The organism is Desnuesiella massiliensis (assembly GCF_001403615.1).
GTDB lineage: Bacteria > Bacillota > Clostridia > Clostridiales > Clostridiaceae > Desnuesiella > Desnuesiella massiliensis.
The window spans coordinates 199,360-223,209 of record NZ_LN879455.1; the positions used below are offsets into that span (position 1 = coordinate 199,360).

17 protein-coding genes are annotated in these 23,850 nt (G+C 32.3%); 15 read left to right on the plus strand and 2 right to left on the minus strand.

Translation table 11 applies throughout. The features are described 5' to 3' along the window. Positions 1-2: 2 nt before the first annotated feature. Together BN2665_RS07725 and BN2665_RS07730 are read left to right on the plus strand one after the other, a co-directional pair. Positions 3-941, plus strand: a complete 939-nt coding sequence (locus BN2665_RS07725; protein ID WP_055666544.1) for an ABC transporter permease subunit — start codon at positions 3-5, stop codon at positions 939-941. 26 nt (positions 942-967) lie between these two features. Beyond that, entirely contained in the window at positions 968-4,096 is a 3,129-nt protein-coding gene (locus tag BN2665_RS07730; protein WP_055666545.1) for an alpha-mannosidase, read from the plus strand. 79 nt (positions 4,097-4,175) lie between these two features. Here BN2665_RS07730 and BN2665_RS07735 read toward each other — a convergent pair whose 3' ends face one another. Continuing rightward, entirely contained in the window at positions 4,176-4,610 is a 435-nt protein-coding gene (locus BN2665_RS07735) for a threonine/serine exporter family protein (RefSeq protein ID WP_055666546.1), read from the minus strand. Then, entirely contained in the window at positions 4,604-5,365 is a 762-nt protein-coding gene (locus BN2665_RS07740) for a threonine/serine exporter family protein (RefSeq protein WP_055666547.1), read from the minus strand. Before BN2665_RS07740 ends, BN2665_RS07735 begins: the two co-directional genes overlap by 7 nt. A gap of 409 nt (positions 5,366-5,774) precedes the next feature. On the opposite strand from BN2665_RS07740, the gene BN2665_RS07745 reads away from it, so the two are divergent. The 13 genes from BN2665_RS07745 (at position 5,775) to pbp4b (ending at position 23,704) form a co-directional block, all read left to right on the plus strand. Further along, a complete protein-coding gene (locus BN2665_RS07745; RefSeq protein WP_055666548.1) occupies positions 5,775-7,223 on the plus strand; it encodes an ABC transporter substrate-binding protein in 1,449 nt (482 codons plus the stop codon). Positions 7,224-7,772: 549 nt separating this feature from the next. Beyond that, on the plus strand, positions 7,773-8,597 hold the full coding sequence (locus BN2665_RS07750) for a transketolase (RefSeq protein WP_055666549.1): 825 nt from the start codon (positions 7,773-7,775) through the stop codon (positions 8,595-8,597). After that, on the plus strand, positions 8,597-9,535 hold the full coding sequence (locus BN2665_RS07755) for a transketolase family protein (protein ID WP_055666550.1): 939 nt from the start codon (positions 8,597-8,599) through the stop codon (positions 9,533-9,535). The genes BN2665_RS07750 and BN2665_RS07755 overlap by 1 nt, the downstream gene beginning before the upstream one ends. A gap of 450 nt (positions 9,536-9,985) precedes the next feature. Beyond that, a complete protein-coding gene (locus BN2665_RS07760) occupies positions 9,986-10,831 on the plus strand; it encodes a YitT family protein (protein ID WP_055666551.1) in 846 nt (281 codons plus the stop codon). Positions 10,832-10,948: 117 nt separating this feature from the next. After that, positions 10,949-11,794, plus strand: a complete 846-nt coding sequence (locus tag BN2665_RS07765; RefSeq protein ID WP_055666552.1) for a YitT family protein — start codon at positions 10,949-10,951, stop codon at positions 11,792-11,794. Between the two features lie 294 nt (positions 11,795-12,088). Continuing rightward, complete coding sequence (locus tag BN2665_RS07770; RefSeq protein ID WP_055666553.1) at positions 12,089-13,474, plus strand: PTS transporter subunit EIIC; 1,386 nt, start codon at positions 12,089-12,091, stop codon at positions 13,472-13,474. A 16-nt stretch (positions 13,475-13,490) separates the two neighbouring features. Further along, on the plus strand, positions 13,491-14,327 hold the full coding sequence (locus tag BN2665_RS07775) for a PHP domain-containing protein (protein WP_055666554.1): 837 nt from the start codon (positions 13,491-13,493) through the stop codon (positions 14,325-14,327). Between the two features lie 126 nt (positions 14,328-14,453). Next, on the plus strand, positions 14,454-15,152 hold the full coding sequence (locus BN2665_RS07780; protein WP_055666555.1) for an MgtC/SapB family protein: 699 nt from the start codon (positions 14,454-14,456) through the stop codon (positions 15,150-15,152). Between the two features lie 180 nt (positions 15,153-15,332). After that, positions 15,333-16,019 carry a cell division ATP-binding protein FtsE gene (gene ftsE / locus BN2665_RS07785; protein ID WP_055666556.1) on the plus strand — a complete coding sequence of 229 codons (687 nt, stop codon included), beginning with the start codon at positions 15,333-15,335 and terminating at the stop codon, positions 16,017-16,019. Next, entirely contained in the window at positions 16,009-16,899 is an 891-nt protein-coding gene (gene ftsX, locus BN2665_RS07790) for a permease-like cell division protein FtsX (RefSeq protein WP_055666557.1), read from the plus strand. The genes ftsE and ftsX overlap by 11 nt, the downstream gene beginning before the upstream one ends. A gap of 370 nt (positions 16,900-17,269) precedes the next feature. Next, positions 17,270-18,559, plus strand: a complete 1,290-nt coding sequence (locus BN2665_RS07795; protein ID WP_055666558.1) for a S41 family peptidase — start codon at positions 17,270-17,272, stop codon at positions 18,557-18,559. 14 nt (positions 18,560-18,573) lie between these two features. Further along, a complete protein-coding gene (locus BN2665_RS07800; RefSeq protein WP_055666559.1) occupies positions 18,574-19,893 on the plus strand; it encodes a PDZ domain-containing protein in 1,320 nt (439 codons plus the stop codon). Between the two features lie 355 nt (positions 19,894-20,248). Beyond that, positions 20,249-23,704, plus strand: a complete 3,456-nt coding sequence (gene pbp4b, locus BN2665_RS07805; RefSeq protein ID WP_055666560.1) for a penicillin binding protein PBP4B — start codon at positions 20,249-20,251, stop codon at positions 23,702-23,704. Positions 23,705-23,850: the final 146 nt, after the last annotated feature.

Sequence of the window (23,850 nt, forward strand, 5' to 3'; positions counted from 1 at the left end):
CAGTGTTTAAGAATAGAAAAGACAAAGCTCATCTTTTAGAGAATAGTAGATTCGGAAATATATCTAAAAAGTCAAATATAGTACTAAATATAATATTAAGTTTGTTTGCACTGCTCAGCCTTATTCCTTTTGCTTTTGTAGTGATCATATCTTTTACCAGTGAAAGTGCATTAAAGGCTAATGGCTATAGCTTTTTTCCAAAGGAGTTTAGTATAGCAGCCTATAAATACGTTTTAAATTCTAGCAATCAAATGCTCAAATCTTACGGAGTAACTATTTTAATTACAGTAATAGGAACTTTACTAGGATTGCTATTAATATCCACTTATGCTTTTGCCATATCAAGAAAAAGCTTTGCTTATAGAAGGTTTTTTACATTAATGGCTTTTATACCAATGCTTTTCAGCGGAGGATTGGTTCCTTTCTATCTCATAATGACAAGATTGCTAAATTTAAAAAATAGTATTTGGGCCTTAATTCTGCCTGTATGTATGAATTCCTTTTATATAATGGTGCTTAGAACTTTTTTCAAAACCTCTGTACCTGATGCAGTTATTGAATCAGCAAAAATAGATGGAGCCAGTGAGTTAAGACTATTTTTCCAAATAGTACTTCCCATATCCTTGCCGGGCATGGCTACTATAGGACTATTTTTAACCTTAGGTTATTGGAATGACTGGTTTAACGCTATGTTATTTATAGATACAAATGCCTTAACGCCCTTACAATATTTACTTATAAGAATAGAAAATAGCATGGAATTTTTATCCCAGAATGCAGCAAAATTAGGATTGACTCAGGTAGAGGTGGCAGCAGGATTGCCAAAAGAAACCGCTAAAATGGCCATGGTAGTGCTTGCTACTGCACCTATAATATTTGCATATCCTTTCTTCCAAAAGTATTTTGTAAATGGGTTAACTATAGGAGCAGTAAAGGAATAGATTAAAAATACAAAGGAGATTAATATATGTATTACGTATTAGAGAGAGTTCAAAAAATATGCCATGAGTTAAAGAATTATGTTTATAGCAAAAAGATTTCCATAAATGCTTATAAAATGCTTGAAGGCAATTACCTTGGCATGGAGGGAATAGAAAAAGCAGAAGGACAATGGAAGGAATTTCAAACAGGAGATCTATGGGGTGGAAGAGATTATCACTGCTGGTTTAAGACAAGCGTTACCATACCAGAAGATTTTGAAGGAAAGGTAGTAGCCCTAAGCTTTAAGACCTTTGATGAAGGTTGGGATGCTATAAATCCACAATTTATACTTTATTTAAATGGGGAACATATTCAAGGAATAGATATAAACCACAGAGAGGTTATAATTTCAGATTGTGCTGAGGCAGGAAAGACTTATGACATAGATCTGCATGCTTATAGCGGTATGGTGGCAGATAGAAAGTGTACACTATTTGGAGATTTAGTAGTAATTGATAAGCCTTTAAGAGAATTATTCTATAATCTACAAGTACCAGTATGGGTATGTGAAAAGCTCAATGCAGAGGATAAGAGAAGAATAGATATGCTTTCTGTGCTAAATGAGGCAATTAATATATTAGATCTTAGAAAACCATTTTCAAAGGAATTTCATGAAACTGTAAATAAGGCTAATGAATATTTAAGAGAAGAGTTCTATGAAAAATTATGTGGACATAATGATACTATAGCTACCTGCGTAGGTCATACTCATATAGACGTAGCTTGGCATTGGACTGTAGCTCAGACTAGAGAGAAGGTAGCAAGAAGCTTTTCTACAGTATTAAAGCTTATGGAAGAATATCCTGAGTATGTATTTATGTCAAGTCAGCCACAATTATATAAATTCTTAAAAGAAGATCATCCTCATGTTTATGAGAAGGTTAAGGAAAAAGTAAAAGAAGGAGTCTGGGAAACAGAGGGAGCTATGTGGCTTGAAGCTGATTGTAACGTTACCTCTGGAGAATCTCTAGTTCGTCAAATATTATTCGGCAAGAAGTTCTTTAAGGATGAGTTTAATGTAGAAAGTGAGATATTATGGCTGCCAGACGTATTTGGATATAGTGCTGCACTGCCACAAATACTTAAAAAATCAGATGTGAATTATTTCATGACTACAAAGATTGCATGGAACCAATTTAATAAAATGCCTTATGATACCTTTAATTGGAAGGGAATAGACGGCACCGAGATATTAACTCATTTTATAACTACAAAGGGTCCTTACCAAGATCCAAATTCTCATTTTACCACTTATAATGGAGAAATACACCCAGGAGCCATAATGGGGGCTTGGGATAGATATCAGCAAAAGGAAATAAACAATGATGTACTTGTATCCTTCGGCTTTGGAGATGGTGGCGGCGGTGCTACCTATGAAATGCTTGAAACTGCAAGAAGATTAAATAAAGGAATACCAGGCTGTCCTAAGGTTGAAATGGGAACATCTTTAGATTACTTTAAGAAGTTAGAGGAGAAGGTAGAAGATCATAAGAGACTTCCAAAGTGGAGTGGAGAATTATATCTTGAATATCATAGAGGAACCTATACTTCTATGGCAAGAAATAAGAGAGATAACAGGATAAGTGAAAATCTGTATGCTTCTGCAGAAAAGATGAGTTCTCTTGCTATGACTCTTGGAAAGAAGTATCCTCAAGAGGAATTAAATAAAGGCTGGGAAAATATAATATTAAATCAATTCCACGATATATTACCAGGCTCTTCAATAAAAGAGGTTTATGATGTGACTAAGGAAGAGTACAAGGAAATCATAGAAAATGGAGATAAAGCCTTGAAGGAAGCTATTGAAGCTATTAGCTCAAATATAGACTTAGAAAATACATCTGTAGTAGTATTCAATACCCTATCCTTTGAGAGAAATGATATTGCAGTTTTTGATATACCACATGGTATAGAAAAACCAGCCTTAATAGATGAAAAGGGAAAGGAAATAGTTTGCCAAGTAATAGAAGCTAATAAAGCTATATTCTTTGCAGAAGGAATCCCTGCTCAAGGCTATAAAGTCTATACTATAGTTGAAGCTAAAGTGGATGCTCCGGAAGTAGTTAAGTTAAGTAAAGAGGAAGGGGAAAATAAATTCTTTAAGCTTATATTTGATGAAAAGGGTGAAATAAAGTCCTTCTATGATAAAGAAAATCGTAGGGAAGTATTAAAACAAGGCCAAGTGGGAAATAGTCTTTTGGCATTTGAAGATAAACCTATGAACTTTGATAATTGGGACATAGATATATTCTACACTGAAAAGATGTGGAAGGTAGATGATGTTCAGAATATAGAGGTTATAGAGCAAGGTCCAGTGAGATCTACTCTTAAAATAGAAAGAAAGTTCTCAGACTCAACTATAATTCAAAAGGTTTATGTTTATAATGACATAGCAAGAATTGACTTTAATAATTATGTAGATTGGAAGGAGCATCAAGTACTTCTTAAAGCCGCCTTCCCAATAGATATAAATACAGACAAAGCTACTTATGAAATACAATATGGAAATGTAGAAAGACCGACCCATCATAATACATCCTGGGATGCTGCAAGATTTGAAGTATGTGGACAAAAGTGGGCAGATCTTTCAGAAGGAGACTTTGGAGTAAGCTTACTAAATGATAGTAAGTATGGTCATGACATAAAAGAAGGAGTTATGAGATTAACTCTAATAAAGAGTGGGATTGAGCCAAATCCAGTCACAGATCAAGAGGAGCATTTCTTCACTTATTCCTTATATCCTCATGCTGGAGATTGGAAGGAAGCAAATACTGTTCAAATGGCTTACAATTTGAATGTACCACTTTATGCCAAGATAGAAGAAGGACATAAAGGACAATTGCCAAGAGCTCTGTCTATAGCTAAAGTAGATAAGGATAATGTAATAATAGAGGTTATAAAGAAGGCTGAAGAGAGCGATGCTCTAATTATAAGAATGTATGAGTGTTATAATAAGAGAAGCAATGTAATCTTGGAGTTATTTAAAGACATTGAAAAAGCTATAGAGTGTAACTTGATGGAAAGAGACTTAGAGGCAGCTAATTTTGAAGGAAATAAAGTAAGCTTCCAAATGAAGCCTTATGAAATTAAAACCTTAAAAATCCTATTAAAATAAAACTGATAATATAAATGATAATATAAAAATTGGAGGCAAGGCTTATGCTAAATATTTAGCAATAAGCTTTGCCTTTAAATTATTTTCGCTGCTTTATTAACTTTGATATGAAACGAAAGGTAGTGGAGGAAAGCATTATACCAAAAGCAATGGCTCCACCTACGGCTATAGTCTGCATACCTTTAGAAGAGGCGGCAGCATAGTTTTGCTCTACAATTTCACTTACAGTCTTATAAGCCGTTATACCAGGTACTAAAGGAAATATTCCAGGTATTGAAAACTCCATAGCAGGAGTTTTAAGCTTTCTTGCCATGATCTCACTATATACCCCCACAGCTAAGGCCCCTACAAAGGAGGACATTATAGATGAAGGAATATAATTATATACTATGAGATAAGTTGTCCATCCAATAGCTCCACAAAAGCCAGTCCATATTATTTTTTTTCTATCTATATTAAAGAGAATAACAGGAAATATACTGCCGAAAAATGCTAAAATAATTTGTTTTACCATAATTTCACCCCTGCTCCTAGTGATAAAGCTGTGCCTATGCCTGCACCAATAGCGGTTATTATAAGCATGGACTCACCAAATTTTACAATGCCGGACATAAAGTCATCATAAATAATATCTTTAATGCCATTAGTTAGGGCTACCCCTGGTATTAATATCATTATGGCTCCGGTAATAATATTATCTTTATTAGCAAAGGGAAACAATTGTTGAGCAAATATACTTAAGCCTCCTATAATAAAACCTGAAAAGAAAAGCTGAAAAAACTGAAAAAAACCCACATGAGATACTTTTTCTAGCATATAATAAATACCTAAACTTATAATAGCCGAGATAATGGAATCATAGATTGTCCCATTAAAAAATAAGGCATAAATAAATGAGGTCATACTGGCTGCAAAAAGTCTTGTTGGAAAGCTGAAATAAGGTGCAGCATCTATATCTTTCAATATTTTTTTTGCTCCCTCATAGGAAAGAGGGGTTTCCTGAAGGCTTCTTGAAAAAGAATTAATAAGCTCTATTCTATATAAATCTACCCGTTTTGTTTTGATTTTCTTCATGGAAGTTACTTTTTCTTCTTTATCATCTACTACAGCCACAAAAACACCCTTGGGTGTTGCCATACATTCACATTCTAAATTATAGGAATTACATATTCTCTCTATGGTCTCTTCAACTCTATAAGACTCCGCGCCATTGCTGAGAAGTATTTCACCAGCAGAAAGGGCAATTTCTAAAACCTGTTTAGCCTCCATATTTATCCCTCCGTTTATATATAACCAGTATAATTATATCACCTTTTATAAATATAAAAAGATGATAATTATACTTTCATTATTTAAGTATGAATGTGTCCTATGGAGTATTTTTATACATTTTAGCTATTACTATGCTAAATATAGTATTATGGAATAAAGCTTTCAAAATATCTTGGAAAGACATAAAGGTATAGGTTAATATAAAATAGTGGTGCTCCAATTTAAGTTTTAAGTTGGGGCACTATTATTTTAGAACCTTAAATTACTAGTTGAATTACATGCTTAAATAAGTATATAATTTTCACAGTAAATATATAATTAATACACTATAAACCCCATGAATACACAGTTATAATGAAAATGATGAAAACGTTAAACATTTAAAGCGAAACATGGAGGGGATTATATGTTAAAGTTTAAGAAAATAATGGCTTTAGCCATGGGTGCTATCATAAGCTCATCCCTCATATTAACAGGATGCAGCAAAGGGAATAGCACTTCAAAGGAAGAAACAAATTCAAAGCCTGTAGAATTAGTGTGGTACACTATAGGCGGACCTCAAAAGGATACTGAAAAAGTTCAAGAAGAAATCAATAAGTATCTTAAAGAAAAAATAAATGCTACAATTAAAATTAAACAAGTAGACTGGGGCGATTACAATCAAAAAATGCAAGTTGTAATTAACTCAGGAGAAGAATATGATATTGCCTTTACTTGTTCTTGGGCAAATGACTATCTAACTAATGCTAGAAAGGGAGCTTTTGTAGCTTTAGACGAACTTTTAGACAAGTATGGAAAAGAGACAAAGGCTGCTATTGATCCAAACTTCTGGGAAGGTGCCAAGATAGATGGGAAGATATATGCTATACCTGCAAACAAAGAGTTAGGGGTTGCTCCATTGTGGGTATTCAATAAAGATTATGCAAGGAAATATAATGTAGACATATCAAAAATTAAGACTCTTGAAGATTTAGAGCCTTACTTAAAAACTATAAAAGAAAATGAACCTGATGTTACTCCTTTCTATATAATTAAGGATTACTCAGCACAATTACCTTATGATAAAATCATTGACCCAGTAGCAGTATCCCTAAAGAATAATGATTTAAAAGTAGTAAATATATTTGAAACTGAGGAAATGAAACAAACACTAAATACAATGCATAAGTATTACAAAGCAGGATATATTAACAAGGATGCAGCTACAGCTAAGGATGATAAAGCTGTTAAGAGATTTGTTACTAAGGGCGATGGACAGCCTTATGCAGATATTATATGGTCAAAGGATCTAGGATTTGAAGTGGTATCAACACCAATGATGGCTCCTTTTATAACAAATGGTTCTACTACAGGATCAATGCAGGCTATATCAGTTACATCAAAACATCCTGAAAAGTCAATGCAATTCTTAAATTTATTAAATACTGATAAGTACCTAAGAAATCTTATAAACTATGGTATTGAAGGAACTCACTATCAAAAGGTTAATGATGAGCAAATAAAGATACTTCCAGATCAAAAGAACTATCAAATGCCATATTTCTCTCTTGGTAATTTGTTTATAACTTACACCTTAGAGAATGAGCCAAAAACTAAATGGGAAGAATTTAAGAAGTTCAATGCAGATTCTTCAAAATCACCAGCCCTTGGATTTAAATTTGATCCAACACCTGTGAACACTGAAGTAGCGGGTCTTAGAAACGTATTAGATGAGTTTGGAGCAAGTTTATATAGTGGTACAGTAGATCCAAATGAGTATTTACCAAAGATAAATGCTAAATTAAAATCTATAGGTATAGATAAAGTAATTGCTGAAATGCAAAAGCAAATAGACGCTTGGAAGGCTAAAAAATAACAAAATTCATTTAATTAGTACCCATAATTATATAACGATTAGAAAACCTTATGCATATACTGCATAGGGTTTTTGATTTGCAGGTGAACATTAGGAAAGCTTAGCTTATACATGTTGTAAAAGGACATCTTTAAGTAATTTTAGTGCAGGTATAATAAAGTTAACAAAAAATTTAAAAATTATTATATATTACAGATATGTATAGCAAAAATAAAAAAAGAGGATTATATTAATATTTACATTTAAGAATTAAATATAATATTTAGCTATTAAGAATTAAATAATATACATTTGAAATACTTTAGACTATATATATAGTAATGGTAATAATATAATTGAAAAAACTATAAACAATTAATCATCTATTTATACTATATTAAATTTAAAAAATGTGTTAGAATAAATGACGGACTGATTTATTTAACAAATAATGCGCAATCATTAGGAATTGTGCATTCAAAAAATATGCTTACATTGCGTTTTATACTAGGCTTAAAAGTACAATTTTTATTTGATATATTTATTCTAATTAACACAGGAGGGTGAAATATGAACAGAAATTTAGAGGAATTAAAAAGCGTAGCGAAAACCATCAGAAAGGATATTATCACTATGCTTACAGAGTCAGCATCAGGACATCCAGGTGGTTCGCTTTCAGCAGTAGAGATTTTAACTAGTTTATATTTTAATGAAATGAGAGTAGATCCAAGAAACCCAAAAGATCCAAATAGAGATAGATTTGTTCTATCAAAAGGTCATGCTGCACCTGTGCTTTATAGTACTTTAGCAAGAAAAGGTTATTTTAATGTTGAAGAACTAATGGGATTAAGAAAATTTGGCTCCATACTACAAGGGCATCCAAATATGAATGATGTACCAGGTGTAGATATGTCTACAGGTTCTTTAGGTCAAGGTATATCAGCAGCAGTAGGTATGGCTATGGCTGGAAAGTTAGATAATAAGGAGTATAGAGTTTATGCTTTACTAGGTGATGGAGAGCTTCAAGAAGGACAGGTTTGGGAGGCTTCTATGGCTGCACCTCACTATAAATTAGATAATTTAACTGCTTTCTTGGATTACAATGGACTTCAAATAGATGGAAATATAGCAGAAGTAATGAACCCAGGTCCAGTAGCTGAAAAGTTCAGAGCTTTTGGCTGGAATGTTATAGAGATTGATGGACATGATTTTAACGCTATATTAGATGCTATAGAAATGGCTAAAAATACAAAGGATCAACCAACCATGATAGTATGTAAAACTATAAAAGGTAAGGGCGTTTCCTTTATGGAAAATGAAGCTTCTTGGCATGGAACAGCACCAAATAAGGAGCAATGTGAAAAAGCTTTAGCGGAAATTGGAGGGGAAAACTAATGGCAAAGATAGCTACAAGAGAAGCCTATGGTAAGGCTTTAGCGAAATTAGGAGCAGAAAATGAAAAGGTAGTGGTTTTAGATGCAGACCTATCAAAATCTACTAAAACTGCAGATTTTAAGAAGGTTTATCCTGAAAGATTTTTTAATATGGGTATAGCGGAAGCTAATATGATGGCAGTAGCGGCTGGTATGTCTACTTGTGGTAAAATACCTTTTGTAAGCACCTTTGCAATGTTTGCGGCAGGTAGAGCTTTCGAGCAAATAAGAAATTCTATAGGATATCCTCATTTAAATGTAAAAGTGTGTGCAACTCATGCTGGATTAACCGTTGGTGAGGATGGAGCTTCCCATCAAGCTATAGAAGATTTATCTTTAATGAGAAGTATTCCAGGTATGACAGTTATTTGTCCTGCAGATGATATAGAAACAGAAGCAGTTATAAAAGCAGTGGCTGAATACAATGGACCATGCTATGTGAGATTAGGAAGATCAGCAGTAAATACTATAAATGATAATGCTGAATATAAATTTGAAATAGGTAAGGCTGTAACCTTAAGAGAAGGAAAGGATGCTACTATAGTTGCCACAGGAATCATGGTAGAGGCAGCTTTAGAAGCTTATAATATTTTAGCTGAAGTAGGAATAAAGGTAAGAGTGGTAAATATTCACACATTAAAGCCAATTGATAAGGAAGCAATTATCAAAGCAGCTAGAGAAACAAACCTGATTGTAACTGCAGAAGAACATAATATAATTGGAGGACTAGGTTCTGCTGTTTGCGAGGTTACTAGTGAAAATCATCCAGTACCAGTGGTAAGAGTAGGTGTTAAGGATACCTTTGGAGAAAGTGGAAAACCTGGAGAATTACTAAAAGCTTATGGATTAACTGCTGAAGATATAGTAAAGGCAGTTAAAAGGGGCTTAGAATTAAAATAGGGATTATTTAATTCACAATTCACTTAATTTAATTCACAGAGCACAATTCACAATGAAGGTAGATTTTTCTTCGTTACTCTACGAAAAATCTATAATTTATATTTAAACATAGAAGCAAAGCCTTTGGCTTTGCTTTTAATTTTTTCGTAATGATAATGGAGAAAAAATTTCCTTAATTGTGCATTGTGAATTGTGCACCGTGAATTAATAAAGGCTTTATGAAATATATCATAAGATAATATATAAAATTGACTATTTAATAAGCTTTTAAAGGTATTATAGTCTATTTCATAAATATTTTTTTAAGAGCTTTTTTTAACAAAAATATTATTTAAATACTAAGGATAATCATTTATAATAGTTTTGGTTATTATACAAAAAGCATTTAAAAGTGACATAGATATATATAAATTATTCTATATTTGTACATGCAAAGAAGGAGGATATCAAATGAAGAAAGCTATTAAAGAATATCTCTATATAACCTTAGGGATGTGTATGATTATTATTTCTGCTGAGTATTTTATTATTCCTAATAATATAGCAGGAGGAGGAGTGACAGGGTTATCTGTAATACTACATTACTATTTTCCAGCTATATCTGTTGAAATTTTCTATTTTTTATTAAATATCATTCTTTTTATAATAGGTTTCATATTTATAGGAAAAAGTTTTGGTGTAAAAACCTTATATGCTGCTTTTGGACTATCTGGAGGTATGTGGCTTGTAAAAAATATGCTAAATCCCACAGCTATAACTAAAGATTTAATTTTAGCTGTAATCTTTGGAAGCTTATTAACAGGAAGTGGACTAGCTATAGTATTCAATCAAAATGCCTCTACTGGAGGAACGGATATAATAGCAAAGATACTTAATAAGTACATCAGCTTTGATATGGGAAAGGCTATGTTTTCTGTAGATATAATAGTGACCATATTGTGCGGAATAACCTTTGGCTGGGAAGTAGGAATGTATGCTCTTTTATTTGTTATGCTCATAGGACTTATTATAGATAGAGTAATTGAAGGCTTTAATGTATGCAAGCAGGTTATGATTATGAGCGCTAAAAATGAGGATATAAGAAGATTTATAATGGAGGATTTAGATAGAGGATGCACTATATTTAATGGAAAAGGTGGATATTCTGGGGAAGAAACCTATGTGTTATATAGTGTACTGAGCAGGAAGGAATTTATAAGACTTAAACATTACTTAAAGGAAGTGGATCCTAAAGCTTTTATAACAGTAAATGAGGTTCATGAAGTTTTAGGGGAAGGCTTTAAAAATATTTTTTAAAAAGTTGCAGAGCAAAAGTTGCTTTGCAACTTTTTAAGTTATTATGCATTACATAAAGTTGTAGCAAATATGCTAAAATATAACTATGAGATGTATAACCAAAAAGGGGGCAAGTATATGAAGAAGATAGGGAGAGAGTATTTACTAATCACTGTAGGTATAGTGATGGTAGCCTATGCTATGGAATATTTTTTTATACCTAATAATATAGCTGCAGGAGGAGTTACGGGGTTAGCCATAATTATAAATTATTATTTACCTTTACTTTCTGTAGAGATATACTCCTTTGCTTTTAATGTGATTTTATTTATTATAGGATTTATTTTTATAGGAGGAAATTTTGGGGTTAAGACTGTATATTCCGCTTTAGGATTGTCGGGATCTATGTGGCTTATAAAGGTGATTTTTAATCCAGTAGCTATTACTAAGGATCTTATGCTAGCTTCTATTTTTGGAACTTTAGTTTCAGCATTAGGAATGGCTATTGTTTTTAATCAAAATGCTTCCACAGGAGGCACGGATATAATAGCCAAAATACTAAACAAGTTTTTTCATGTAGACATTGGTAAGTCCTTGCTTTTGGTAGATTTTATAGTAATTTTTCTATCAGGAATAACCTTTGGATGGGATGTAGGTATGTATGCTCTTTTAAGTATATTATTAAATGGCTTTACCATTGATAGAGCTATAGAGGGCTTTAATGTATGTAAACAGGTTATGATAATAAGCAGTAAAAATAATGAAATAAGCAAATTTATTATGGATGAACTAGAGAGAGGTTGTACCATTTTCAATGGAAAAGGAGCCTATACTGGTAATGATACCTATGTTTTATATAGTGTTATAAATAGAAAAGAATTTATTAAGCTTAAATATTTTATTAAGGAAGTTGATCCAGATGCATTCATAAGCGTAAATGAAGTGCATGAGGTTTTGGGAGAGGGATTTAAAAAGATTGAATAAACAATATATGCTTAAAATTATATATAAATGTTAAATTTAGTATTGACATTATGTAAAGGTTTCTATATACTAATAATTAACATAGATTTAACAATATTTAATATAAAATTAACTTGACACTTTACAGGCGTGTTACTGGTAAGCAGGCATGAGCTAAAAGGACTTGATAGAAGTCTTTTTAGCTCTTATTTATTTGCATGAAATGAATTTTAGAATATATATAAGTTAAAAGGTAGCTACTTTATATAAATTTAATTATTATTTTATTTATTATTAATGGGAGGAGTAAATGAAATGGCCAAGATAAATGAAATTAGTGAAGCCATTATTGAAAAGGTAGGCGGTAAGGAAAATATAGCTGTTGTTGCTCATTGTATGACTAGATTGAGACTTACCTTAAAGAATGGAAGTAAGGCAAATAAAAATTCAATTAACAGCATTGATGGAGTCATGGGAGTGGTAGAACAAGCAGGTCAGCTTCAAATAATTCTGGGCCCAGGAACCGTTAATAAGGTTGCCAATGAAGTAGGAAGGATTGTCGGGGTCAAGGTTGGAGAAGTAGATGCAGTAGCAGAGAAAAAAGCAGAATTAAAGGCTAAAAATTCTACACCCTTTAAATTGTTTTTAAGAAAAATATCTAATATCTTTATTCCATTAATTCCTGCCTTTGTAGGCTGCGGAATTATATATGGAGTAGCTAAATTGCTTGAAAGTTTAGGACTAGTTAGTGGAAACACCTATAATATATTATATCTAATAGGTAAAGGTGTATTCTTATACATGAACATTATGGTGGGTATGCATACTGCTAAAGAATTTGGGGGAAGTCCAACAATAGGTGGATCCATTGCAGGTATTTTAAGCGCCCCAGCTTTAAGTAAAATAATCATCAATGGAAAGGCTCTTGTGCCAGAAGAAGGTGGCGTAATCGCTGTACTGATTGCTTGTGCTATTGGAGCAATTCTTGAAAAGAAATTGAGAAAAATAATGCCTTCAGTTATAGATCTTATGGTTACACCAACTTTAGTATTATTAATAGTTGGAGTAGGAAGTCTTTATATTTTCCATCCACTAGGAAGCTTTTTATCAAATAATTTAACTTGGTTAGTTAATACTTCCATACAAAAAGGAAGATTGCTTTCGGGAGCTATATTATCTGCCAGCTTCTTGCCTTTAGTTATGACAGGACTCCATAGAGCTCTAACTCCAGTGGAAGTAAGTCTTCTTAAGAGCACAGGCTTAGACTTATTGAGACCTATATTAGCTATGGCTGGTGCAGGACAAGTTGGTGCAGGTATTGCAATATATATGAAAACTAGAAATAAGAGATTAAAAAATATTATTGGAAGTTCATTGCCTGTTGCAATGTTAGGTGTAGGTGAACCTTTAATGTTTGGAGTAACCCTACCTTTAGGTAAGCCTTTTATAACTGCTTGTTTAGGTTCCGTCCTTGGCGGTGTATATGTAGCTGTTATGAATGTAGCTTCAACAGGTATAGGGTTATCTGGATTACCATTAACTCTTTTAATACCTTCAGGAAGTGTAATTCATTATTTAATAGGCACATTGCTTGCTTATGCAGGCGGATTCTTGGCCACTTATTTCACTAAGTGGGAGGACTTAGCCGAAGATACTGAAATGGAATTTGATAATCCACTTAGCGATATCATTAAATTATAATTAGGTGGCGATAAGTATGTTATTTGATTTTCATATGCACTCTACTTATTCCGATGGAAGTTCAACTATGGTAGAGATATTTGAAAAGGCAAAGGCTTTAGATTTAAAAGCTCTTGCTATAACGGACCATGATACTACATTAGGTTTGGGATTAGAGAAGAAACTGAGTAAGGAATATAGTATCCCCTTTATATCAGCAGTGGAATTTACTGCAATGGAACAAGGAACAAAGTTTCATGTTTTAGCTTATAATGTAGATGCAGCTTCTCAAGAGCTTAAGGATTATTCTGTAAAGCTGTTAGAATATCTTAATAAAAGATCTTCCCTTCAGATAGAGATGCTTCAAAGACAGGGTATTGATATACCTAAGGAAGAATTTTTTAAGGAAAGTAATGGAGGCCCTCTGTACAGAGCCAAGTTATTGAGAACCTTGGCTAGATACAATTACTTAGATGTAGAGGAAATTATGATGAGCTTAAAAAAGTATTTTGGAGAAGGGGGACCTTGTTACTTGCCAGAGGATTATAAATATATGGATTTTGAATCTATGGTAAAAATGATTAAAAGAAATAATGGAGTGGTAGTTTTAGCGCATCCTACAAAAATTAAAAAGAAGAATTCTAGATTATATTATGAGTTAATTAATAGTGAGCTTTTAGATGGCATAGAAGTATATCATCCTTCTATTGAAGCTGAAGTTAAGAATGAATTAGAAAAGATTATTCTAAGCAAAAGCTTATTATGCACTGGTGGCTCTGATTACCATGGGATGTATAATAAAAGAAATACTCCTTTATGTGGAATAGAAATTCCAGAAAAGGTATATAAGGATTTATTACCCTTTATTCAATAAGTTAGCCATAAATATTTATATATAGTGCTTATAAGCACTAAACATGTGCCGCGGAAGGCTAAGAGATTAGCCGTGAAGTGGCACATATTTATTATCTAAGTATTATTTATAAAAGGAGTGATATTATTGGCTATATATGAAGTAATTTTAAGATTATTTTTAGCCATTGCGGTGGGTGGTTTGATAGGATATGAAAGAGAGTTTAAAAATAGACCAGCAGGCTTTAGAACTCATATTTTAGTATGTCTAGGAGCTACAATTATATCAATGATTCAAAGGTATTCCGTGGATGAGGTAATTGGACTTGTTACTCAATATCCAGAGTTAGCATCTGGGCTTAAAGCGGATTTTGGTAGGCTCGGGGCTCAAGTTATAAGTGGAGTAGGTTTTTTAGGAGCAGGTACCATCATACAGGATAAGGGTTGTGTAAAAGGGCTCACTACAGCTGCTAGTTTGTGGGTGGTAGCTTGTATTGGGCTCGCTGTAGGTTATGGCTATTATTTTCTAAGTATTGTATCGGCATTGAGTGTATTTTTAGTATTGGTATCTTTAAAAAGATTTGAAAGTAGTCTATTAGGATTTAATTCTATTAAGCTGCAGGTAGAGTATAAGGATGAAGATTATAGCATAGAGAAATTGGAGGAGTTTTTTAAACAAAGGAGAATTAAGATAAAGGAAATTCAATATTTATATGATAAAGAAAAAAAGTGTAATACTAATATATATGTACTTTCTGTTCCATGGTTTATTAATGGTAAAAGGCTAGTGAATGATATTAATTATAATGTGAATTTTACAGAAATAAGCTGTGCTAGGTTAATATAATATGGCAATACAAAGGCAATATGGATGTTTATGGTATATATCGAAATATAAAAGATAAATTTTTTACTTTGTTTAAAATAAATTAATAATTTAAATTTTTACATAAAGCATCATTGTGTTATAATAGTTATAGTTAAGCGTAGTATAAACTGTAGAAAAATAGTATAAGGGGTTGTTCACATGATCGAATTTAAGAAGGTTTCTAAAACCTATGACAATAATGTTAATGCATTAATCAATGTAGATGTGACTATAGACAGAGGGGAGTTTGTATTTTTAGTAGGACCTAGTGGCGCTGGAAAGTCTACCTTTATAAAGCTACTTTTAAAGGAAGTAGATCCTACTAGTGGTAAAATTCTTGTTAATAGTAAAGATATAACTGAGATTAAGAGAAGAGAAATTCCTTATTATAGAAGAAAAATAGGTATGGTATTTCAAGACTTTAGACTTATACCTAATTTAAATGTATATGAGAATGTAGCCTTTGCCATGAGAGTAGTAGAGGCAGCACCAAAGGACATTAGAAAAAGAGTACCTATGGTTTTATCCTTGGTAGGCCTTTCAGAAAAATATAAGGTTTTTCCTCATGAACTTTCTGGTGGAGAGCAGCAGAGGGTTTCTTTGGCAAGAGCAATGGTGAACAACCCATCCTTGTTAATAGCAGACGAACCTACCGGTAATTTAGACCCTGAAACCGCTATGGATATAATGAACCTTTTAGATGATATAAACAGAGCTGGAACTACTATACTCATGGCTACCCATGCTAAGGATATAGTAGATCAAATGAAGAAAAGAGTTATAGCTATAGAAAAAGGAACTGTAGCTAGAGATGAACAGAGAGGTAGGTACGGATATGAAGATTAGTACATTTAAAGCATTTTTTATAGATGCATTAAAAAGCCTAAGGAGAAATAAAACCATCAGCCTTGCTTCGGCTATTACAGTATCAGCAACCTTGTTTATTTTCGGTATATTTTTATTGCTAGCCTTAAATATTAATGAAAATGTAAATAATGTGGAATCAAAAATTGAAATTAAAGTTTATCTAAAGGATGATGTAACTTTATTTCAACAAAGGGATATAGAAAATAAGCTAAAGGGCAGCGAAGGAGTAAAGGAAGTAGTTTTTGAAAGCAAGAGCGAAGCTTTAAATAATTTTAGAGAGCAATTAAAAGAGAATAAGGGTATTTTAAGTGGATATGATAGTTCGAACAATCCTATGCAGAATGCTTTTATAGTAAGATTAGAAAAACCTGAGTTTGCAGATTCCGCATCTGCAGCGGTTAAAGATATGACTGGTATAGACGAAGTAGTAAATGATAGAGACCTTATTAACAAGATATCTGCAGTTTCAAATACCATAAGATGGGCAGGAGTAGTATTATTTATAGTATTAATAGGAGTATCTTTGTTCTTAATAGGAAATACTATAAAGCTTACAGTATTTTCAAGACGTCGTGAGATAGGCATAATGAAATTTGTAGGAGCTACAGACTGGTTCATAAGATGGCCTTTTATAATAGAAGGAGTAGTCATAGGCTTAGTAGGAGCCATATTATCTAATTTAACTTTATATTATTCTTATAAGCTAGCGTTCTCGGCTATAACTCAACAATTAATAACAGTACCCTTAGTTAGTCCTGCATATGTACTAGGTAGTATGATGTGGGAGTTTATCCTAGCGGGAATAAGCATAGGTGCTCTAGGAAGTATATTATCTTTAAGAAAATTCTTGGCAGTATAGAGAGAAGCTTGTGAAAATATAGGAGGATGTAAAAAAAGGTGTTCTATAGGTTTCACTACACCGCACGTGGAGTCCCACCAGCGGTCTGTGAAAAAGAACATCTATGTTTTTCACATCCTCCTATAATATGCTAAAATAAAGGTATTTGTTTAAAGATAGAGTTGTGATTTTTGAAAGGCTTATCTTTATCAGATACCTTAATTTAAATAAATTTTTATGTAATTATATAATAAATAAAGATTATTTATGATTAAGATGGTTAATTATAAATATATATATTAATATAAAATCAGATATATTTACATACAATATTATTAATAATATATTTTGTATTTATTTAAGCTGTTGAGAAAAAGAAAGGATGGCTATTATGGAATTTAAAGATGATGAAATTAAGCCCGTTAGGAAAAAAGGTAAAGCTAAATGGATTGTTCTAGTAGTAGCTCTATTAGTTGTTACAAATACTATAGCCTTTTTTGCTGGAAATGTAGCTGCTGTATCTATGCCTGGTATAGGGTTAAGAGATATGGAAGTAAAGAAATCCCTTGAAGGTATTAAAGACGTCAGTAAGTTTAAAAAATTGTTTGATATAAGGGATAAACTTTATTTAACCTATGATGGAGAGATTAATGAGGACCTTCTTATAGAGGGTGCTATTAAGGGTATGGTAAATTCATTAGGTGATCCTTATACTGTATTTATGAATAAAAAGGAGTTTGCGGATTTATTAGAGAAGAATGAAGGAAGCTATGTGGGCTTAGGAATACAAGTAGGGGTTAAGGACGATAAAATTGTTGTAATCAGCGCTTTTGATGGTTCTCCCGCAGAAAAAGCAGGCATCCTTTCCGGAGATGTAATCCTAAAGGTCAACGATACAGAAGTATCGGGAAAAGATATGGATAAAGCTGTATCTATGATGAAGGGTAAGGACAAAGTAAATGTAAAGATAACCTTATTTAGAGAGAGTAAAGGAAACTTTGATCTGAATGTAAAAAGAGATGTAATAAATATGGTTACTGTTAAAGGAGAAATGCTAGATAACTCTATAGGCTATATAAACATAGCTATGTTTGATGAAAAGACAAGTGATGAGTTCAATAAAGCATTGAAATCCTTAAAAGATAAGGGGATGAAAGGATTAATCTTAGATTTAAGAGGAAATCCTGGTGGACTTCTAACAGAATGTGTTAATGTGGTTTCAAATTTCGTAGAAAAAGGTAAGGTAATTGTTTCTACTATCGATAAATATAAAAATGAGGAAAAAAATGTTTCTAAGGGTGGTATTGCTCAAGGCTTACCTTTAGTAGTATTGACAGATGAAGGAACAGCTAGTGCTTCAGAAATAGTATCCGGTGCTGTAAGAGATTATAAAATAGGAACATTAGTTGGAACTAGGACCTTTGGAAAAGGTGTAGTACAAAGAATTTTTGATGCTGGAGATGGAGAAGGTTTAAAGATAACCGTATCTAAATATTATACTCCTAATGGTGAAAATATTCATAAGATAGGAATAGCACCTGATATAGAAGTGCCTTATACACCAGAAATGATAGAAAAAAATAGAAAAGCATACGAAGAGTCAAAAGGTAAGCTGAATTTAAGAAGTGTTGACCCTCAGTTTAACAAGGCTGTGGAGGTTATTAAAGAGAAAGTTAAGTAGGAGGATTTCATTTAATGAATATAGCAATATATACGCTTAGGTCTATAGCTCAAGCCTTGATAAATCCTTATTTGGTAATTATTCTGGTGTTCATTGGTTTTATATTTTACAGACAGAACAAAAAAACCTCAATTATGCAAAAAATGATTATTGGGGAGACCTTAAACTCTCCCCTAGAACTTACCTTATCCCAGATAGTAATAGGTATTTTTGCAGGAACCATAGCTAGTATGGCTCTTTCCTATGGAGGAGTAATGTTTGGAGAAAATTCAGGTATAGATCTTATTTTTATTTTTTCTATACTTTTAATGACCATAAGTCCAAGATTTATATGCTTCTCCTATTCAGGGGCAATTTTAGGTTTTGTTAGTCTTGTTTTTAAAATATTTAATATTAATAATATCGGTGTACTATCCAGCTTAGGAGTAGCACCTGACATATTGATGACTTTAGACATAACTGCACTAATGACCCTTGTGGGAGTTTTACATATAGTAGAAGGGATTTTAGTAATAATTGATGGACACAGAGGAGCTATACCTGTATTTACAAATAAAGAAGATAAGATAATAGGTGGTTTTGCCCTAAAAAGGTATTGGGCATTACCTATAGCTATATTTCTAATTTTAAACAACAATACAGTGATAGGTGGAGAGAGCATAGGAACACCAGATTGGTGGCCATTAATTAATCATTCTTTAAGTTCCACTATTTTACAGACGGCAGTATTAGGATTAATGCCATTCTATGGTGTTATAGGATATAACTCTGTTACTTTTACAAAAAATAAAAAAGAAAAAGCATTACTTTCAGGAGTCTCTATTTTCATATTTGGAATAGCCCTAACCTTAGTAGCTCAATTAGCTACAAAAGGATTGGTATGGCAATTTATTGTGGTGTTCTTTGCACCTCTGGCTCATGAGTTCATGTTATATATTCAAAGGTATATGGAAGAAAAGGGCAAGCCTAAATTTGTCAGCGATGATGAGGGGATTATGGTATTAGAGGTATCACCTAATTCTCCAGCTTATGAAATGGGAATTAAAAGTGGTGACAAAGTGCTTCAAATTAATGATGATCCTGTGGATAATGAAATATCTATATATAAATTCATAAGCAAAAATTTACAGGATGTAAGATTGAAAATAAAAGATTCCAAGGGTTTAATAAGAGATATGCATTTTGATATTTTGCAGGGAGATAAAAAGATAGGAATGGTACTTGTGCCAAAGGTAATGCCTAAAGAAAGTACAGTGGTAAAATTTGAAGATGAGAAATTTAAGGATGTCTTAGATAAGTTGAGAAACAAAGATAAAGATGATGAAGATAAATAAGTGAAAAAAAGTTTAAAACATTTAAAAAACACTTGAAAATAATTTCATAAAGTGGTATGTTTATAGTAACATGTTAAATATTTCATATAATTAAGCGTGTTACTGGTAGCAGGCATGAGCTTAAAAGACTGAGAGAATTAAAAGTCTTTTAAGCTCTTTTTATTTTTATATATGCATTGTAAAAGTAAAGAAAAACATTAATATTGCTTTAAATATCAGAATGTTTTGAAAAATATAGGCCCATATAGTAAGTCTTATTAAAAATAGTATATTAGAGGGGGGAGGTTAACTATAAGTTCATAGCAGTTGTATTATTTAAAGAAGAAAGATCAAACTATTAATAGGGGGTTAAGTTATGAAGAAAAATTTTAAAATTATGGCATCTGCCTTAGCTATAGCAGGTTTAATAGTTAATTCTACTGTAGCTAACACCTTTGCAAAAGAAAAAGTAGATGGTAATCTGAATTTTAATACTACTTCAGAGAGCCTAGCTGTAAGATATAGGAGCAGCTTTAAGGGATATAAAGGCAGTGGACAAATCTATGTTAAGGCTAATGGGGTGCGGTCAGCAGATTTATATGTAAACGGAAATTTAATAGATATATCTCAAGCTTTAAAAAATAATGAGGCAATTATAGATATTGGTAAGTATACTATTGATGGTGATAATAATATAAAGGTATTGAATGTTTTACCTCGCAATTCTATGCTTGAAGTTAAAGCCTTGGCACCTACAATAACTAATGGAAAGCCAGAAGAAAATGGATTTTCTACAGAAAAACTAAAGGGTTTGGATAATTTTATAGACTCAGAAACCAAGGGAATAGATCCTATAACAGGTAAAAATTATATTAGTACGGGAGTGCTTAAAGGGGAGTTTCCAGGAGCTTCTATAGCTATAATTAAAGACGGGAAATTAGTTAAAAATACAGCCTATGGACATACAAAGCTGTGGGATAAATATGAAAAGGTACAAAATCCTGAAAAGGTTCAATTAGATACACTATTTGATTTGGCATCTAACACAAAAATGTATGCTACTAATTTTGCTTTAATGAAGCTTGTGTATGAAGGTAAGCTAAATTTAGATGATAAGCTTCAAAAATACTTACCTGGATACAAGGATGAGCCTGATGCAAAGTTTAAAGGCAAGGATAAAATAACAATTAGAAATTTATTACATCATAATGCAGGCCATGCAGCATCTGTAAAGTTTTATGATAAGGATAGAGCAGAAGGACTTTTTTCCGTAAAGAAAGAGGATACGGTTAAATTATTTGATAAAGTTCCTTTGACTTATGAAGTAGGAACTCAGGTGCTTTATAGCGATACAGATTATATGATTCTAGGATATATAGTTGAATTAATAACTGGAGAAGCATTAGATGAATATGTAGAGAAAAATATATATAAACCTTTAGGACTTACTCGAACTTGCTTTAATCCATTACAAAAGGGCTTTAAAAAAGAAGAAATTGCAGCTACCGAAAGAAATGGAAATACTCGAGATGGATCAATTATGTTTGAAGGCGTTAGAGATTATGTTCTTCAAGGAGAAGTTCATGATGAGAAGGCATTTTATTCAATGCAAGGAGTATCCGGTCATGCTGGGTTATTTTCCACAGCTAAAGAATTAGCAATCCTTTGTCAGGTTGTTCTTAATGGAGGAAGTTACGGGGATATAACTGTATTTGATAGAGAAACCTTAGATGAATTTATAAAACCTTCTTATTCTGGAGCGGACTGGGGCTTAGGATGGAATATCCAAGATGGGAATAGAACTAGAAATTGGATGTTTTCTCCTTATACCTATAATACTATAGGGCATACAGGATGGACAGGAACTTTAACTAATATTGATTTTGAAAACGATATGATAGTGGTATTATTAACAAATCAAAGAAACTCTCCTTGTCCAGAAGGAAACTTTGAAAGCGCTAAGTATGAGACAGGGAGATATGGAAGTATAACAACTTTGGCTTATGAAGCTTTATTAGAAGATATAAGTTCTACAGCTGCTAGCAATTTTGAAGGTATTACAGAGCCTATAGATAGTAAAGGCTCTCAAACAGATCCGCTATTTCCAGATAAATCTCAATCTTCACGCTATCATGTAAATAACAAAAGAGGTTTTTATGGATTTAAAGGCAGTGGAGAAATTGTAGTGGAAAACCAAGGTGCCACTAACGCAGAGCTATATATTAATGGGAATAAAATTGATATAAGCTCTACATTGCAAGAAAATAAGAAAAGCCAACGAATAAAGATAGGAAAGTATACTGTAGATGGGGTGAATGCATTAAAGGTAATGAATATTCAGCCCAAAGAAGGAAAAATCAATGTGAGGATATTATATCCTGAGGTTATGAAGCTTAAGGCAGAAGATATGAAGGCTCTTTCAGAGAACTTCAATAGAATTGATGAAGTAATAAATTCAGAGGTTAAGTTTGGAATGCAGGGAGCTGCATTATCTGTTGTAAGAAACGGTAAGTTAGTAAAAAGTAATTTCTATGGAAGTACTATAAAAAATAATACTTTGTTTGATTTAGGTAATGGAACAGAAATATTCTCTACTAACTTAGCTATAGCAAAATTGATCAATGATAAGCTTATAAACTATAATGATTCTATAGAAAAATACCTTCCTGGTGCTCATAAGGATATAAAGATAAAGCATTTACTTGAACATACTTCTGGTCTTCCAGAGAAAATTAATTCTGATGCCAACGACCCTTTAACAAGAGAGCAAGAATTAGATAAGTTAACAAGCTTAGTTACAGATTTTAAGCCAGGTTCGAAGGTTAGGTATAGTGAATATGATAGTATTTTATTAGGCTGCATAATGGAAAAGGTTACGGGAATGACTCAGGATAAATATGTTGAAGAAAATATATATAAGCCTTTAGGTCTAAAAAATACTTTATATAACCCCATAGCTAAGGGTTATGATAAAGAAAATATAATATCTTTTAATAAAGATAAATTTACTATAAATAATTTAAAGGGAGTTTCTGGACATTATGGGCTATATTCAAATGTCAATGATTTAACAGTGCTTTCCCAAGCGATTATAAATTATGGTGGATATGGCGGCATAAAATTGTTTGATAAGGATACGGCTGCTCATTTCATAAGCCCATTAGATATAACCTCTGCTCAAGGTCTGGGTTTTATCAGACAGGGAGAGTTTAAAAACATAGATTTGCTTGGAGCTTATGGAAACAGTAAGGTTGTGGGCTGGAAATCAGATACAGGACTATCAGTGGTTATAAATCCTACTGAGTATACTGCAACTATTTATATGACAAATAGCTCCGAAAAGGATAGATATGTTTCCTCTAAAGGAGAGAATATTATAACTCTAGTATCTGAAGCACTTAAGGATTTTGGAGAAGAAAATAACTCCACATTATTACAGTTAGCTATTGACACTATTGAGAAGAATAAAAATGATAATTCTCAAGAAGCTATTAAAGCCTCTTCAGCTGTTCTGGAGCTTATGATTTCTAAAGTAGGAAGTCAAAATATTACAAAGGAAAAAGTAATTGATTTGGTTAATTTAATGCCTGAAAGCAGCGAAAAGATAAGCTTGAAAAAACAATTAGGAGTGGAAACTGAAGAAGAGAAAAACACTGAAAATCCAGGGGAAAATACTGATCCAGGAGAAGGTAACAATAAAAATGACTATAATCAGGGAACCTTACCTAAGACAGGATCTGCAATAGATAATAGCACGCTAAAATTTATAGGACTATGCTTTATTTTAGCTGGAGGAGCTATTACTATTAAACCTAAGAAAAGGGCGATATAATGTAAAAATTTATTGTGATTTTCTAATTTGTAATATAGTTTAATTTATAAATAAAATAGGAAGGCTAGGCTAAATTTTTAGCTTAGCTTTCCTATTTTATAGTGGTTGACATTGATATATGAATAAGTATAAAATAGTAATATCGA